We start from the raw sequence: 15,660 nt of genomic DNA, 5'->3' as shown, positions 1-15,660 counted from the left end.
AGGCACCGCCGCCGCCCGGAGGACGACGTGAGCGACAACCAGACCCAGATCGACAACCGGCCGCCCTCCGTCGCGGCGCTCTTCCTCGAACGGGTCGAGCGCACCCCCGACGCGGAGGCGTACCGCCATCCGGTCCCCGCCGCCTCCGGCACCGGACCGGACGACTGGAAGTCGCTCAGCTGGGGTCAGGCCGCACAGCGCGTCTACGCCATCGCCGCCGGCCTGATCGACCTCGGGGTCCGGCCCGAGGAGCGGGTCGCCCTCGCCTCCTCCACCCGGGTCGAGTGGATCCTCGCCGACCTCGGCGTCATGTGCGCGGGCGCAGCGACCACCACGGTCTACCCGCAGACCAACGCGGAGGAGTCCGCCTTCATCCTCTCGGACTCCGAGTCGAAGGTGCTCATCGCCGAGGACGCCGCCCAGCTGGCCAAGGCGGTCGAGCGCCGGGCCGACCTGCCCGGACTCCACCACGTCGTGGTCGTCGACCCCGAGGGCGCCGACACCTCCGAGGAGTGGGTGCTCACCCTCGCCGAGCTGGAGGCGCGCGGAGCCGCGTACCTGGAGAAGCACCCCGAGGCGGTCAAGGAGCGGGTCTCCGCGATCACCGCCGACCAGCTCGCCACCCTGATCTACACCTCGGGCACCACCGGCCGCCCCAAGGGCGTCCGTCTGCCGCACGACAACTGGTCGTACATGGCCAAGGCCATCGCCGCCACCGGCCTCGTCACCGGCGACGACGTGCAGTACCTCTGGCTGCCGCTCGCCCACGTCTTCGGCAAGGTCCTCACCTCCGGCCAGATCGAGGTCGGCCACGTCACCGCCGTCGACGGCCGCGTCGACAAGATCATCGAGAACCTGCCGGTGGTCCAGCCGACCTACATGGCGGCGGTCCCCCGCATCTTCGAGAAGGTCTACAACGGGGTCGCCGCCAAGGCCCGGGCCGGCGGCGGCGCCAAGTACAAGATCTTCCAGTGGGCCGCCGGCGTCGCCCGCGAGTACGCCAAGGTCACCCAGGACAACTTCCGCCGCACCGGCACCGCCTCCGCGCCCTTCGGCCTCACCGCCAAGCACAAGGTCGCCGACACCCTCGTCTACGCCAAGATCCGCGAGGCGTTCGGCGGCCGGCTGCGCGCCTGCGTCTCCGGCTCCGCCGCCCTCGCCCCCGAGATCGGCTACTTCTTCTCCGGCGCCGGCATCCACATCCTGGAGGGGTACGGCCTCACCGAGTCCTCCGCCGCCTCCTTCGTCAACCCGGGCGAGGCGTACCGCACCGGCACCGTCGGCAAGCCGCTCCCCGGCACCGAGGTCCGCATCGCCGACGACGGCGAGATCCTGCTCCGCGGCCCCGGCATCATGGAGGGCTACCACGGCCTGCCCGAGAAGACCGCCGAGGTCCTGGAGGCCGACGGCTGGTTCCACACCGGCGACATCGGCGAGCTCTCCCCGGACGGCTACCTCAAGATCACCGACCGCAAGAAGGACCTGATCAAGACCTCCGGCGGCAAGTACATCGCCCCCGCCGAGGTCGAGGGCCAGTTCAAGGCCGTCTGCCCGTTCGTCTCCAACATCCTCGTCCACGGCGCCGACCGGAACTTCTGCACCGCGCTCATCGCCCTCGACGAGCCCGCCATCCTCGGCTGGGCCGCCGACCACGACCTCGCCGGCAGGTCGTACGCCGAGGTCGTCGCCGCCCCGCAGACCGAGCGGCTCATCCAGGGGTACGTGGACCGGCTCAACGAGGGCCTCCAGCGCTGGCAGACGATCAAGAAGTTCCGGCTGCTCCCGCGCGACCTCGACATCGAGCACGGCGAGCTCACCCCCTCGCTCAAGCTGAAGCGCCCGGTCGTCGAGCGCACCTACAAGGAGCTCATCGACGGCATGTACGAGGGGTCGCGGGAGTCCTGATCCCGGCCTGACGCCCGCCGCGGGCGGTACGGGAGCGGGGTGCGGGACAATGGACCCCATGCCTTCCGTACTGCCCGATGGTGAGCCCATGCCCGAGGACGGGGCGCTGCCCGCGCGCGCCCTGGAAGGGGCCGGGGAGCGGCCGCTCGGGTTCTATCTGCACGTGCCGTACTGCGCCACGCGGTGCGGGTACTGCGACTTCAACACGTACACCGCGAGCGAGCTGCGCGGTGCCGGCGGCGTGCTCGCCTCGCGGGACAACTACGCGGGGCAGGTCGCCGAGGAGATCCGGCTCGCCCGGAAGGTGCTCGGCGACGACCCGCGGCCGGTGCGGACCGTCTTCGTCGGCGGCGGCACGCCGACGATGCTGGCCGCCGGCGACCTCGTCCGGATGCTGGCGGCGATCCGGGACGAGTTCGGGCTCGCCGACGACGCCGAGGTGACGACCGAGGCGAATCCGGAGTCCGTGGACCCCGCCTACCTGGCGGAGCTGCGGGCCGGCGGCTTCAACCGGATCTCCTTCGGGATGCAGAGCGCCCGGCCGCACGTGCTGAAGGTGCTCGACCGGAACCACACGCCGGGGCGGCCCGAGGCGTGCGTCGCGGAGGCGCGGGCCGCCGGGTTCGAGCACGTCAACCTCGACCTCATCTACGGGACGCCCGGGGAGAGCGACGACGACTGGCGGGCGTCGCTCGACGCGGCCATCGGGGCCGGGCCCGACCACGTCAGCGCGTACGCCCTGATCGTCGAGGAGGGTACGCAGCTGGCGCGGCGGATCCGGCGCGGCGAGGTCCCGATGACCGACGACGACGTGCACGCGGACCGGTACCTGATCGCCGACGCGGCCTTCGAGGAGGCCGGGTTCTCCTGGTACGAGGTGTCCAACTGGGCCACCTCCGACGCCGGGCGCTGCCTCCACAACGAGCTGTACTGGCGCGGCGCGGACTGGTGGGGCGCGGGTCCCGGCGCCCACTCGCACGTGGGCGGGGTGCGGTGGTGGAACGTCAAGCACCCGGGCGCGTACGCGGCGGCCCTGGGGGAGGGGCGGTCGCCGGGCGCCGGACGGGAGCTCCTGTCGGACGAGGACCGGCGGGTCGAGCGGATCCTGCTGGAGCTGCGGCTTCGGGAGGGCGTCGAGCTGGGGCTGCTGAAGCCGGCGGGGCGGGCCGCGGCCGAGCGGGCGCTCGCGGACGGGCTGCTCGATGCCGAGCCGTACGGTGCCGGGCGGGCCGTGCTGACGCTGCGGGGGCGGTTGCTGGCGGACGCGGTGGTGCGGGACCTGGTGGACTAGGGCGCCGTCCTGGTGGTGCGGGCCCGGGCGCGGACGCCTGGGCGCCGCCGGGGGCGCCGTCCGGTGCGCCCACCCGTCCCGCCCTGCGGGACAGCCGCCCGCACGGGGCCGGCTAGCCCACCGTCACGAAGTCGATCAGGTGCTCCACCTTGCCCAGGAGCTCGGGTTCCAGGTCCTTGTAGGACGTGACCCGCTTCAGGATGGCCTGCCAGATCGCGCCCGTGTTGTCGGCGGGCCAGCCGAGGGCCTGGCAGGTGCCCGTCTTCCAGTCCTGGCCGCGGGGGATCTCCGGCCAGGCGCGGATGCCGAGGACGGACGGCTTCACCGCCTGCCAGATGTCGATGTAGGGGTGGCCGACGACCAGGACGTGGTCCGAGGCGACCTGGGCGGCGATGCGGGACTCCTTGGAGCCCGGGACCAGGTGGTCGACGAGGACGCCGAGGCGGGCGTCGGGGCCCGGGGCGAAGTCGGCGACGATCTCCGGGAGGTGGTCGACGCCCTCCAGGTACTCGACGACCACGCCCTCGATGCGCAGGTCGTCGCCCCAGACGCGTTCCACCAGCTCCGCGTCGTGGCGGCCCTCGACGTAGATGCGGCTCGCGCGGGCGACCCGGGCCCGGGCGCCGGGGACGGCGATCGAGCCGGAGGCCGTACGGGCCGGGCGGGACGCGGCGGGGGCGGTGGGGCGCACCAGGGTCACCACGCGGCCGTCCAGGAGGAAGCCGCGCGGGTCGAGCGGGAAGACGCGGTGCTTGCCGAAGCGGTCCTCCAGCGTCACCGTCCCCGCCTCGCAGCGGATCACCGCCCCGCAGAAGCCCGTGGAGACCTCCTCGACCACCAGGTCCGGGTCGGCCGGGACCTCGGGGACGGGCGCCGCCCGCTTCCACGGCGGGGTGAGGTCGGCGTCGTAGCTGCGCACGGGTTCCAGTCCTCCGGGGGCGCGGGCGGGTTCTCCGCGGACGCTACGACACCCCGAAGCGGCGTGCCAGTTCATCGCGCTGGCGTCGGACGAAGGCCGCGTCGACCGTCGCGCCGTGGCCGGGGACGTACAGGGCGTCCTCGCCGCCGAGGGCGAGGAGGCGGTCGAGGGCGTCGGGCCAGCGGTGGCCGATCGCGTCCGGGCCGGCCTGCGGCTCGCCGGACTCCTCGACCAGGTCGCCGCAGAAGACGACCTCCCGCTCGCCCGGTACGCAGACGACCAGGTCGTGGCCGGAGTGGGCGGGGCCCAGATTGGCCAGGAGGACCTGGCGGCCGCCCAGGTCGAGGGTCCACTCGCCGGTGACGGTGTGGCGCGGGGCCACCAGCACCTCCGTCGCCTCCGCCGCGGCCCGCTCGTCGACGCCCTGCCGTACCGCGTCCGTGTACAGCTCCTCGCGGGCGTGCGCGGAGCCGAGGAGCTCGTCCGTGCCGACCGCGCCGAAGACCTCCGCGCCGGCGAAGGCGGCCGTGCCCAGGACGTGGTCGAAGTGGGGGTGGCCGAGTGCGATGTGCGTCACGCGCCGGCCGCCGGTGATCGCCTCCGCCTGGGCCCGGATCCCGGCGCCCTCGGCGAGCGTGGAGCCGGTGTCGTACAGCAGCACGGCCCGTTCTCCCACGACCAGTCCGGTCGTCGCGTCCCAGCCGGGGAGCCGCCGCCGGCCCACCCCGTCCGCGAGCCGTTCCCACCCCTGAGCCGCCCAGACCGCTTCGTCGATGTCCATGCCGCCGACGCTAGCGGGTCCGCCTCCTTGCCAGGAGCGACGGGCCCGGCCGTACACTGGCCGGGGGTTTCCTGGCACTCGGACAGGGCGAGTGCCAAAAGCGGAGCAACCGGAACGGCTGGAACGGGAGGTGTGCGCGTGCTGAGCGAACGCAGACTCGAGGTGCTGCGCGCCATCGTCCAGGACTACGTCGGCACCGAGGAACCGGTCGGTTCCAAGGCGCTCACGGAGCGCCACAAGCTCGGGGTCTCTCCCGCCACCGTGCGCAACGACATGGCGGTGCTGGAGGAGGAGGGGTACATCGCCCAGCCCCACACCAGCGCCGGCCGGATCCCCACCGACAAGGGCTACCGTCTCTTCGTGGACCGGCTGGCCGGCGTCAAGCCGCTCTCGACCCCCGAGCGGCGCGCCATCCACAACTTCCTCGACGGCGCAGTGGACCTCGACGACGTCGTGGGCCGTACGGTGCGGCTGCTCGCGCAGCTGACCCGGCAGGTCGCCGTCGTCCAGTACCCGTCGCTGACCCGTTCGTCGATCCGTCACGTCGAGCTGCTGTCGCTGGCCCCGGCCCGGCTGATGCTCGTCCTGATCACGGACACCGGACGGGTCGAGCAGCGGGTGATCGACTGTCCCGCGCCCTTCGGCGAGACCTCCCTCGCCGATCTGCGGGCCCGGCTGAACAGCCGGGTCGGCGGCCGTCGCTTCGCCGACGTGCCGCAGCTGGTACAGGACCTCCCCGAGTCCTTCGAGGAGCCCGAGGAGCGCGCCACGGTCTCGACCGTGCTCGCGACCCTCCTGGAGACGCTCGTGGAGGAGCACGAGGAGCGGCTGATGATCGGCGGCACCGCCAATCTCACCCGCTTCGGACACGACTTCCCGCTGACGATCAGGCCCGTCCTGGAGGCCCTTGAGGAGCAGGTCGTGCTCCTCAAGCTGCTCGGCGAGGTCAAGGAATCGGGCATGACCGTACGCATCGGGCACGAGAACGCCTACGAAGGGCTGAACTCCACGTCCGTCGTCTCGGTCGGCTACGGTTCGGGCGGCGAGGCAGTCGCCAAACTCGGCGTGGTCGGACCGACCCGCATGGACTACCCCGGAACGATGGGAGCGGTACGCGCAGTGGCACGTTACGTCGGACAGATCCTGGCGGAGTCGTAAGTGGCCACGGACTACTACGCCACACTCGGCGTGCGCCGCGACGCGTCCCAGGACGAGATCAAGAAGGCTTTCCGCCGCCTGGCCCGCGAGCTTCACCCGGACGTCAATCCGGACCCGAAGACGCAGGAGCGGTTCAAGGAGATCAACGCCGCCTACGAGGTCCTGTCGGACCCGCAGAAGAAGCAGGTCTACGACCTCGGCGGCGACCCCCTGTCCAACTCCGGCGGGGGCGGCGCGGGCGGCTTCGGGGCCGGTGGCTTCGGCAACTTCTCCGACATCATGGACGCCTTCTTCGGCACGGCCTCGCAGCGCGGACCGCGCTCGCGGACCCGCCGCGGCCAGGACGCCATGATCCGTCTGGAGATCGACCTCAACGAGGCGGCCTTCGGCACGACCAAGGACATCCAGGTCGACACGGCCGTCGTCTGCACCACCTGTTCGGGTGAGGGTGCCGCCCCCGGCACCTCCGCGCAGACCTGTGACATGTGCCGCGGCCGCGGCGAGGTCTCGCAGGTCACCCGGTCGTTCCTCGGCCAGGTCATGACCTCCCGGCCCTGCCCCCAGTGCCAGGGCTTCGGCACCGTCGTCCCGACCCCGTGCCCCGAGTGCGCGGGCGACGGCCGGGTCCGGTCGCGGCGCACGCTGACGGTGAAGATCCCCGCCGGTGTCGACAACGGCACCCGGATCCAGCTCGCGGGCGAGGGCGAGGTCGGCCCCGGCGGCGGCCCCGCCGGCGACCTGTACGTCGAGATCCAGGAGACCCCGCACGAGGTCTTCCAGCGGCGCGGCGACGACCTGCACTGCACGGTCACCCTCCCGATGACGGCGGCGGCGCTCGGCACGAAGGTGCAGCTCCAGACGCTGGACGGGCTGGAGGAGATCGACATCCGCCCGGGCACCCAGTCCGGCCAGTCGGTCCCGCTGCACGGCCGCGGCGTCACGCACCTGCGGGGCAACGGGCGCGGCGACCTGATCGTCCACGTCGAGGTCCAGACCCCGGGCAAGCTCGACGCCGAGCAGGAGCGCCTCCTGCGCGAACTGGCCAAGCTGCGCGGCGAGGAACGGCCCACGGGCCAGTTCCAGCCGGGGCAGCAGGGGCTGTTCTCGCGGCTGAAGGACGCGTTCAACGGGCGCTGAGCGGTCGGGCCCCTGCTGCTGGGGGTCCGGGGGTCGTCCCCCGGGTGAGCACAGTCGGCCGGGGCAGCAGGGCTTGTTCTCGCGGCTGAAGGACGTGTTCAACGGGCGCTGATCCGGGAACGGCGTGATCGCTGTGTGATCGCTGCGTGAGAGGGGTGGCACTCTGAGTGCCGCCCCTTTCCCGTGCCCGGGAACGGGCATGACACGATGCCCATATGTCCACCACCGCACTGAACGATCTCTTCCGGTACCCGATCGTGCAGGCCCCCATGGCGGGTGGCGCTTCCAGTCCCGCGCTCGTCGGAGCCGTCGGCGCGGCCGGCGCGCTCGGCTTCCTCGCCGCCGGGTACAAGACGGCCGGCGGTCTCTACCAGGAGATCAAACAGGTCCGCGGGCTGACCGGACAGCCCTTCGGCGTCAACGTCTTCATGCCGCAGACCGGCCCCACCGCCGACCCCGCGGCCATCGAGGTCTACCGCCACCAGCTGGCCGGGGAGGCCGGCTGGTACGGGACCCCGCTCGGCGAGACCGACGACTCGCGTGACGACGGGTACGAGTCCAAGCTGGCGATCCTCCTGGAGGACCCGGTCCCCGTCGTCTCCTTCACCTTCGGCTGCCCGAAGCCCGAGACCCTGGAGGCGTTCGCCCGCGCCGGCACGTACACGATCGTCACCGTCACCTCCGCCGACGAGGCCCGCACGGCCCAGGCGGCGGGCGCCGACGCGCTGTGCGTCCAGGGCGTCGAGGCGGGCGGCCACCAGGGCTCGTACCGGGACGACCCGGCCGACGAGCAGCGCGGCACCGGCCTGCTCGCCCTGCTCACCCAGGTCCGGGAGACGACCGCGCTGCCGCTGGTCGCCGCCGGCGGCCTGATGCGCGGCGCGCAGATCGCCGCCGTGCTCGCCGCCGGGGCCGCCGCCGCCCAGCTCGGCACCGCCTTCCTCGTCTGCCCCGAGTCCGGCGCCCACCCGCTGCACAAGCGGGCCCTCACCGACCCGCTCTTCAACCGGACCGCCCTCACCCGGGCCTTCTCCGGCCGGCCCGCCCGCGGGCTCGTCAACCGCTTCATGCGCGAGCACGGCCCGTACGCCCCCGCCGGCTACCCCGAGATCCACCACCTCACCGCCCCGCTGCGGAAGGCCGCCGCCGGCGCCGGCGACCCCCAGGGCATGGCCCTGTGGGCGGGCCAGGGCCACCGGCTGGCCCGCGAGCTGCCCGCCGCGGAGCTCGTCGAGGTGCTCGCCGCCGAACTCGACACCGCCCTCACCGAACTCGCCGACCCGGCCCTCAGGAGTGCCTCATGACCGCCCCCGTCTTCGTCGTCGACGCCGTCCCCGGCGCCGGCACCTTCGTCCTGGAGGGCTCCGAGGGACGGCACGCCGTCTCCGTGAAGCGCCTCCAGGCCGGCGAGGAGCTCGTCCTCACCGACGGCCGGGGCCGCTGGGCGGAGTGCGTGGTGCGGGAGACCGAGGGCAAGGACCGGCTGACCGTGGAGGTGACGGGGGAGCACGAGGAGCCGGAGGAGGAGCCGCGGATCACCGTCGTCCAGGCCCTCCCCAAGGGCGACCGGGGCGAACTCGCCGTCGAGACCATGACCGAGACCGGCGTCGACGCGATCGTGCCGTGGGCCGCCTCCCGCTGCATCACCCAGTGGCGCGGCGACCGCGGCCTCAAGGCGCTCGCCAAGTGGCGCGCCACCGCCCGCGAGGCCGGCAAGCAGTCCCGCCGCACCCGCTTCCCCGAGGTCGCCGACCTGATGACCACCAAGCAGGTCGCCCAGCTGCTCGCCGCCGCCGACTTCGCGGCCGTGCTGCACGAGGACCGCGACCACCCGAGCGGCGCCCTCGCCACCGCCGGACTCCCCGCGAAGGGCTCCGTCGTGCTGGTCGTCGGCCCCGAGGGCGGGGTCTCCCCGGAGGAGCTGGCCGCCTTCGAGGCGGCGGGCGCGAAGCCGTACCGGCTCGGCCGGAGCGTCCTGCGCACCTCCACGGCCGGTACCGCGGCCACCGCCCTCGTCCTCGGCCGCACCGGCCGCTGGGGCTGAACCGCCCAGGGGGGACCCGCTGTCCGGCCGCCACGGGTCTTTTCTAGGCTGACCCCCATGGCCGACGAGTCCTCCCTGATCCGCAGTCTGCGCGCCGCGGTCGCCGCCGCGCCCGGCGACGTGCCCCTGCGCCTCCACTTCGCCGAACTCCTCCTCGCCGAGGGGCGGAACGACGAGGCCGTCACGGAGGCGGCCGTCGCCCTCCAGCACGCGCCGGGGGACGCCGCGGCCCGGGCCCTGATGGTCCGCGCCATGGGAATGCCGCCGGCCGCGCCCGCCCCCGAGCCGCCGGCCGTGCCCGCACCCGAGCCGCCGGCCGTGCCCGCGCCGCCGGCCGTGCCGCCCGCGCCCGCACCGGAGACCCCGGCCGCGCCCGTACGGCCCGAGACGGGGCAGGACTTCGACTGGGCCGCCGCCGAGGAGCAGGTGTCCGACCTCGTCGGGCCGCGGTTCCTGGAGGAGCCGCAGGCCGACGGCGGGGACGGACTCGCCGGGGACGCCGCCGCCTGGGACGTGGACGCGCCCGGGTCCGTACGCCTCGCCGACGTCGGCGGCATGACCGACGTCAAGGAACGGCTCGAAGCCGCCTTCCTCGCACCCATGCGCAATCCCGAACTCCGCCGCCTCTACGGCAAGTCGCTCCGCGGCGGACTCCTCCTCTACGGCCCGCCCGGCTGCGGCAAGACCTTCATCGCCCGGGCCGTCGCCGGCGAACTCGGCGCCAACTTCCTCACCGTCTCCCTCTCCGACGTCCTCGACATGTGGATCGGGGCCTCCGAGAAGAACATCCACGACATCTTCGAGACCGCCCGCCGCCAGGCTCCCTGCGTGGTCTTCCTCGACGAGCTGGACGCCCTCGGCGGCAAGCGCTCCCGCACCCACAGCAACGGCCTCCGCAACGTCGTCAACCAGCTCCTCACCGAGCTCGACGGCATCGCCTCCGGCGCCGGCAACGAAGGGGTCTTCGTCCTCGCCGCCACCAACGTGCCCTGGGACGTCGACATCGCCCTGCGCCGCCCCGGCCGCCTCGACCGCACCCTCCTCGTGCTGCCGCCCGACGGCCCCGCCCGCGAGGCGATCCTCCGCTACCACCTGCGCGACCGGCCCATCGAGGCCGTCGACCTCGGCAAGCTCGTCAAGGCCACCGACGACTTCTCCGGCGCCGACCTCGCCCACCTCTGCGAGACCGCCGCCGAGTCCGCCCTCCTCGACTCCGCCCGCACCGGCAAGGTCCGGCTCATCACCACCAAGGACCTGCTCGGCGCCGCCAAGCAGATCCGGCCGTCCACCGAGCCCTGGTTCGCCGCCGCCCGCAACGTCGCCATGTTCGCCAACGAGGGCGGTCTCTACGACGACCTCCTCGCCTACCTGAAGCGGAAGCGCAAGCTGTGACCACCCCCGCCACCCCCTCCGGCCCCGTCACACCCTCCGCGCTCGCCCGGGCCGAGGCGCTGTACGAGGCCGGCCGGTACGAGCAGGCCGGGGAGCTCGCCGCCCGGCACCTCGCGCAGGAACCCGAGGACGCCGACGCCCTCACCCTGCTCGCCCGCTGCCAGCACCGGGCGGGGAACCACGCCGCCGCCCTCGTCGCCGTCGAGCAGGCGCTGCGCGCCGAGCCCGAGCTGATCATGGCGCACCTGATGCGCACCCAGATCCTGCTCGCCCTCAAGCGGTACGGGGACGCCGAGGCCGCCGCCCACCGCTCGGTCCAGCTGGCCCCGCAGTTCTGGGGCAGCCACTACGCGATGGGCACCGCGCTCGCCGCGACCGCCGAGGCGGGCGGCGGCCGCGACAAGGCCCGGCTGGCCGCCGCCTACGAGGCCGCCAGGACCGCCGTCGCCCTCGGCCCCGAGGAGGACGCCGCCCACTTCCTCGTCGGCCTCACCGCCCAGCGGCGCGGCGACCACGCCACCGCCCGGCAGGCGTACGAGACGACCCTCCGGCTCAACCCGCAGAGCAGCGAGGCCCACAACAACCTCTCCCTGGTCCGGCTGCGCCGCCGCTGGTTCCGCCGCGGGGCCTGGACGCAGGCGGCGGAGGGCTTCGTCGCCTCCGCCGCGCTCGACCTCACCGACCGCAAGGCCCGCTTCAACCTGGAGGCGATGGCCTGGGGGACCGCCGCCGGCGCGCGCTGGGTCGCCCTGGTCGGCTTCCTCGCCTCCGCGGTCGGCGCCGCCCCGGTCAGGACCGGCGCGACCGGCGCCGACGCCGTCGTGCCCCTCGTCATCGGCGCCGCCGTGCTCGTCGGCGCCTGGGCCGGCTGGGCCGTGTGGATGGCCCGCCGGGTGCCGCCGCGGCTGCGCCGCCCGCTGCTCCTCGTCGCCCGCAACTGCCGGCCGGTGCTCGCGATGGCCGCGGCCGTCGCGCTGCTCGGGCTGTACTCGGCGGTCTCCATGGCGCTGTGGTCCTTCGACGCCGGTCTGGTCGCGGGGCTCGGCACGCCGCTCTTCTGGGCCGTGGTCCTCACGTACTGGATCAGCCGCTCCGCCCTCAACCGGCGGATGCCCAAGGACTGAGCGGGCTCGCCGGATAGCATGCGCAGGTACTGATCCACCGACGGCGAGGAGCCCGCAGCATGGCCGGAGAGCCGCAGAGCGACTGCCTGTTCTGCAAGATCGCGGCAGGGGAGGTGCCGGCGACGATCGTCCGCGAGACCGAGACCACGCTGGCGTTCCGCGACATCAACCCGCAGGCGCCCACCCACGTGCTCGTCATCCCGCGCCTCCACTACCCGGACGCCGCCTCGCTCGCCGCCGCCGCGCCGACCGTCGCCGCCGACGTGCTGCGCGAGGCCGGCGAGGTCGCCGAGCAGGAGAAGATCGACGGCAGCGGCTACCGCATCATCCTCAACACCGGCGCGGGCGCGGGCCAGACCGTCTTCCACGCGCACGCGCACGTGCTGGGCGGCCGCGGCCTCAACTGGCCCCCCGGATAGGACCGCGCCCGTGTCCGTCCGCGAACTGGTCGTCCTCGGCACCGCCAGCCAGGTCCCGACCCGCCACCGAAACCACAACGGGTACCTGCTCCGCTGGGACGGCCACGGCCTGCTCTTCGACCCCGGCGAGGGCACCCAGCGGCAGATGCTGCGGGCCGGGGTCGCCGCGCACGACCTGAACCGGATCTGCGTCACGCACTTCCACGGCGACCACTCGCTGGGCCTGGCCGGGGTGATCCAGCGGATCAACCTCGACCAGGTCCCGCACCAGATCACCGCCCACTACCCGGCCAGCGGGCAGCACTTCTTCGAACGGCTGCGGTACGCCACCGCCTACCGCGAGTCCGTCGAACTGACCGAGGCGCCGGTCGCCGAGGACGGCGTCCTCGCCGTCACCGGCGCCTTCACGCTGGAGGCCCGCCGGCTCTCCCACCCCGTCGAGTCCTTCGGCTACCGCCTCGTCGAGCCCGACGGGCGCCGGCTGCTGCCGGAGCGGCTCGCCGCCCACGGCATCAAGGGCCCGGACGTGGGCCGCATCCAGCGCGAGGGCAGCCTCGGCGGGGTCACCCTCGACGAGGTGAGCGAGGTCCGGCGCGGGCAGCGCTTCGCCTTCGTCATGGACACCCGGCTCTGCGACGGCGTCCACGCCCTCGCGGACGGCACCGACCTCCTCGTCATCGAGTCCACCTTCCTCGACGAGGACCGCCGGCTCGCCGCCGACCACGGCCACCTCACGGCCGGTCAGGCCGCCGCCGTCGCCCGCGACGCCGGCGTCCGGCACCTCGTCCTCACCCACTTCTCGCAGCGCTACTCCGACCCGACGGAGTTCGAACGGCAGGCCCGGGCCGCCGGATTCGAGGGCGAGCTGAGCATTGCCCAGGACCTCATGCGGGTCCCCGTACCGAAACGAACGTGAACATGTCTGTCGCCGCCCTCCCCAAGGCCGAACTGCACCTCCACATCGAAGGCACCCTCGAACCCGAGCTGGCCTTCGCCCTCGCCGAGCGGAACGGCGTCACCCTCCCGTACGCCGACACCGAGGCGCTGCGCGAGGCGTACCGCTTCAGCGACCTCCAGTCCTTCCTCGACCTGTACTACGCCCTGATGGCGGTCCTGCGGACCGCAGAGGACTTCACCGCGCTCGCCGACGCCTACCTGGAGCGGGCCGCCGCCCAGGGCGTCCGGCACGCCGAGATCTTCTTCGACCCGCAGGCGCACACCTCGCGGGGCGTCCCGATCGGCACCGTCGTCGAGGGGCTGACCGCCTCCCTCGACCGGGCCGAGGAGCGGTACGGGATCTCCACCCGGCTCATCCTCTGCTTCCTGCGCGACGAGTCCGCCGAGTCGGCGCTCGCCACCCTGGAGGCCGCGAAGCCGTACCTCGACCGGATCACCGGCGTCGGCCTCGACTCGGCCGAGGTCGGCCACCCGCCGGCCAAGTTCCGCGCCGTGTACGAGGAGGCCGCCCGGCTCGGCCTGCGGCGGGTCGCGCACGCGGGCGAGGAGGGCCCGGCGTCGTACGTCCGCGAGGCGCTGGACGTGCTCGGCGTGGAGCGGATCGACCACGGCCTGCGCTGCATGGAGGACCCCGACCTGGTCGAGCGACTGGTCCGCGAGCGGATCCCGCTGACGCTGTGCCCGCTGTCGAACGTGCGGCTGCGGGTGATCGACACGCTGGCGGACCACCCGCTGCGGGCGATGCTGGACGCGGGGCTGCTGGTGACGGTCAACTCGGACGACCCCGCGTACTTCGGGGGTTACGTGGGCGACAACTACGACGGGGTCCGTGACGCGCTCGGGCTCGCGCCGGAGCAGCTGCGGACGCTGGCGCGGCACTCCTTCGAGGCGGCCTTCCTGGACGACGACGAGCCCCGTCGCGCCCGCTACCTCGCGGAAGTAGCCGCCCACGCCTTCTGACCCCACCCGCGCCGGCCGCGCCGCCGCCCCGTTGTGGGCCATGGTTCCGCCGTGCGGAACGCCTGCCCACACGGGGGCCGCCGGGAGCGGTCAGCGGGTGTTGGTGGGGCGGGCCAGGTGGTAGGTGGATTGCGTGGGGGCGGGGTGGGGCGGGGGTGCCAGGGGGGTGATCTCCTGTTCGGGGGCGCCCACCTGGGGCAGCAGCGCCCGCGGGGCCGGAGACGCGCCCGCCACGAACGCCGCCGGTGCCCCGCCGCGGCGGCGGACCGAGCCGGGGACCAGGGGCCGCCCGGAGGCGTGGCGGGCGACCGCGGTCATCGGCGCGGCGACCAGCACGAGGAGGCCGGCCAGGACCGCGCCCATGCCCGGGTAGCCGGCCGTCTCGGAGAGGACGCTGCCGGCGAGCGGGCCGCAGGCCGTGCCGAGGGACGACGCCGAGCCGACGAGGACCGCCCAGCGGCCGCGCGGGTCGAGGGAGGCGGCGAGACCGAGCAGGTACGAGAGGACGACCGGGTAGACCGCGTTCCAGAGGATCTCGCCGGTCGCGAAGGAGGCCAGGCCGTCGGCGGCCGCGCTGAGCAGGACGCAGCACGCGATCAGGGCCGTGCCCGCGCCGATCGGCACCGCGCGCCCCAGGCGCGAGCCGAGCGCCCCCGCCGCCGTGACCCCCGCCAGGCCCGCGCCGAGCGCCAGCGCGAAGACCGCGCCGACGGTCACCTCGGAGAGCCCCGCCTGGCCGGTGCCGATCCGGCCGCTGACGCCCCAGAGCGCGTTCTGGGCGAGGGACCAGCACAGGACACAGCCGGCCAGGACCGCGCCCGCCCGCCGGTACGGCAGCGGTCCGGCGGCCTCCGGGACCGGCGCGCCCCGGTACGCGCGCGTGGCGCCCGGCAGCCGGCCCGTCACCGGCCACACCAGGACCGCCGCCCCGGCCAGCGCGAGCAGCGGCAGGGCGTGGCCGCCGCCGAGCCGCGGCAGCGTCAGGTAGAGCGCGCCGGCCGCCGCCGAGACCGACAGCAGGCCCAGCGTGGACGCCCGCTGCGGATCCGGCTGCCCGGCGATCCCGGAGGCCGCCACCGCCGTCGCCGTACCCGAGCCGAAGCCGCCGAGGACCACCCCGGCGACCACCAGCGGCACACTGCCGGTCGCGGCGGCGGAGCCGTACCCGAGGGCCATCGCGAGCAGTCCGAGCCGGGCGGCCCGGCGGGGGCCGATCCGCTCCACGCGCGCGGCGAGCGTGAAACCGGCGGAGGCGGAGCCGAGCAGCAGCACCGAACCCGTCAGACCGGCCTGGGTCGGACCCAGGCCGAGTCCGGCGGCGAGCCGGCCGACGACGGTCGGCAGCAGGTACGGGGCGAGATAGCCGGCCGTGAAGAGGGCGACGAGGGCGGCGAGAGGCCCCCGGGCGCGCGGGCGCGCAGACATGGGCGTTCCAGGAACCGAACGGAGAAATGAGACGGCGCCCCGGTGATTCACGGGGTCGCGGCACCATGTGTATCAAGCGACCGAATGGGCGGAGAAGGCACTCTCCCCCGATTCGTCCTGTGAGACGGGACACAATCGGTTTCGGAGG

14 protein-coding genes are annotated in these 15,660 nt (G+C 74.2%); 11 read left to right on the top strand and 3 right to left on the bottom strand.

The window, feature by feature from the left end; genetic code table 11:
- Positions 1-27 precede the first annotated feature (27 nt).
- Positions 28-1,905 (top strand): AMP-dependent synthetase/ligase, encoded by a 1,878-nt coding sequence (locus tag IF73_RS0108295; RefSeq protein ID WP_031005087.1) that lies wholly within the window; start codon positions 28-30, stop codon positions 1,903-1,905.
- A 49-nt stretch (positions 1,906-1,954) separates the two neighbouring features.
- Positions 1,955-3,196, top strand: coding sequence for a radical SAM family heme chaperone HemW (hemW, locus tag IF73_RS0108290; RefSeq protein WP_031005085.1), 1,242 nt, complete (start codon positions 1,955-1,957; stop codon positions 3,194-3,196).
- A 112-nt stretch (positions 3,197-3,308) separates the two neighbouring features.
- Here hemW and IF73_RS0108285 read toward each other — a convergent pair whose 3' ends face one another.
- Together IF73_RS0108285 and IF73_RS0108280 are read right to left on the bottom strand one after the other, a co-directional pair.
- The gene (locus IF73_RS0108285) at positions 3,309-4,115 is read right to left on the bottom strand and encodes a DUF3097 domain-containing protein (protein ID WP_031005083.1); all 807 of its coding nucleotides are present in this window, start codon (positions 4,113-4,115) and stop codon (positions 3,309-3,311) included.
- 43 nt (positions 4,116-4,158) lie between these two features.
- Positions 4,159-4,896, bottom strand: coding sequence for an MBL fold metallo-hydrolase (locus IF73_RS0108280; RefSeq protein WP_031005080.1), 738 nt, complete (start codon positions 4,894-4,896; stop codon positions 4,159-4,161).
- Between the two features lie 138 nt (positions 4,897-5,034).
- On the opposite strand from IF73_RS0108280, the gene hrcA reads away from it, so the two are divergent.
- The 9 genes from hrcA (at position 5,035) to IF73_RS0108235 (ending at position 14,087) form a co-directional block, all read left to right on the top strand.
- Positions 5,035-6,054, top strand: a complete 1,020-nt coding sequence (gene hrcA / locus IF73_RS0108275; RefSeq protein WP_031005078.1) for a heat-inducible transcriptional repressor HrcA — start codon at positions 5,035-5,037, stop codon at positions 6,052-6,054.
- The gene (dnaJ, locus tag IF73_RS0108270; RefSeq protein ID WP_031005076.1) at positions 6,055-7,191 is read left to right on the top strand and encodes a molecular chaperone DnaJ; all 1,137 of its coding nucleotides are present in this window, start codon (positions 6,055-6,057) and stop codon (positions 7,189-7,191) included.
- A 215-nt stretch (positions 7,192-7,406) separates the two neighbouring features.
- Entirely contained in the window at positions 7,407-8,495 is a 1,089-nt protein-coding gene (locus tag IF73_RS0108265) for a nitronate monooxygenase (protein WP_031005074.1), read from the top strand.
- Positions 8,492-9,235 carry a 16S rRNA (uracil(1498)-N(3))-methyltransferase gene (locus tag IF73_RS0108260; protein ID WP_031005072.1) on the top strand — a complete coding sequence of 248 codons (744 nt, stop codon included), beginning with the start codon at positions 8,492-8,494 and terminating at the stop codon, positions 9,233-9,235. Before IF73_RS0108265 ends, IF73_RS0108260 begins: the two co-directional genes overlap by 4 nt.
- A 57-nt stretch (positions 9,236-9,292) precedes the next feature.
- Complete coding sequence (locus tag IF73_RS0108255; RefSeq protein WP_031005071.1) at positions 9,293-10,627, top strand: ATP-binding protein; 1,335 nt, start codon at positions 9,293-9,295, stop codon at positions 10,625-10,627.
- Positions 10,624-11,751, top strand: a complete 1,128-nt coding sequence (locus IF73_RS0108250; protein WP_031005069.1) for a tetratricopeptide repeat protein — start codon at positions 10,624-10,626, stop codon at positions 11,749-11,751. The genes IF73_RS0108255 and IF73_RS0108250 overlap by 4 nt, the downstream gene beginning before the upstream one ends.
- 59 nt (positions 11,752-11,810) lie before the next feature.
- A complete protein-coding gene (locus IF73_RS0108245; protein WP_031005068.1) occupies positions 11,811-12,170 on the top strand; it encodes a histidine triad nucleotide-binding protein in 360 nt (119 codons plus the stop codon).
- A gap of 10 nt (positions 12,171-12,180) precedes the next feature.
- A complete protein-coding gene (locus IF73_RS0108240; protein ID WP_031005066.1) occupies positions 12,181-13,086 on the top strand; it encodes a ribonuclease Z in 906 nt (301 codons plus the stop codon).
- A gap of 2 nt (positions 13,087-13,088) precedes the next feature.
- The gene (locus IF73_RS0108235) at positions 13,089-14,087 is read left to right on the top strand and encodes an adenosine deaminase (protein ID WP_031005064.1); all 999 of its coding nucleotides are present in this window, start codon (positions 13,089-13,091) and stop codon (positions 14,085-14,087) included.
- Between the two features lie 90 nt (positions 14,088-14,177).
- On the opposite strand, the gene IF73_RS0108230 is transcribed toward IF73_RS0108235, so the two are convergent.
- A complete protein-coding gene (locus IF73_RS0108230; RefSeq protein WP_031005062.1) occupies positions 14,178-15,512 on the bottom strand; it encodes an MFS transporter in 1,335 nt (444 codons plus the stop codon).
- Between the last annotated feature and the right edge of the window lie 148 nt (positions 15,513-15,660).

Origin of the sequence: Streptomyces sp. NRRL F-5727, from assembly GCF_000719555.1 — a bacterium.
GTDB lineage: Bacteria > Actinomycetota > Actinomycetes > Streptomycetales > Streptomycetaceae > Streptomyces.
The sequence above is the reverse complement of the archived record's forward strand: the minus strand, read 5'-3'. Positions and strand labels throughout refer to the sequence as shown.

Bases quoted from the DNA above. Each gene is read 5' to 3' on its own strand.
- IF73_RS0108260 (WP_031005072.1), top strand. From the start codon at position 8,492: ATGACCGCCCCCGTCTTCGTCGTCGACGCCGTCCCCGGCGCCGGCACC.
- IF73_RS0108235 (WP_031005064.1), top strand. From the start codon at position 13,089: ATGTCTGTCGCCGCCCTCCCCAAGGCCGAACTGCACCTCCACATCGAA.
- IF73_RS0108255 (WP_031005071.1), top strand. From the start codon at position 9,293: ATGGCCGACGAGTCCTCCCTGATCCGCAGTCTGCGCGCCGCGGTCGCC.
- IF73_RS0108245 (WP_031005068.1), top strand. From the start codon at position 11,811: ATGGCCGGAGAGCCGCAGAGCGACTGCCTGTTCTGCAAGATCGCGGCA.
- IF73_RS0108230 (WP_031005062.1), bottom strand. From the start codon at position 15,512: ATGTCTGCGCGCCCGCGCGCCCGGGGGCCTCTCGCCGCCCTCGTCGCC.
- IF73_RS0108280 (WP_031005080.1), bottom strand. From the start codon at position 4,896: ATGGACATCGACGAAGCGGTCTGGGCGGCTCAGGGGTGGGAACGGCTC.
- hemW (WP_031005085.1), top strand. From the start codon at position 1,955: ATGGACCCCATGCCTTCCGTACTGCCCGATGGTGAGCCCATGCCCGAG.
- IF73_RS0108265 (WP_031005074.1), top strand. From the start codon at position 7,407: ATGTCCACCACCGCACTGAACGATCTCTTCCGGTACCCGATCGTGCAG.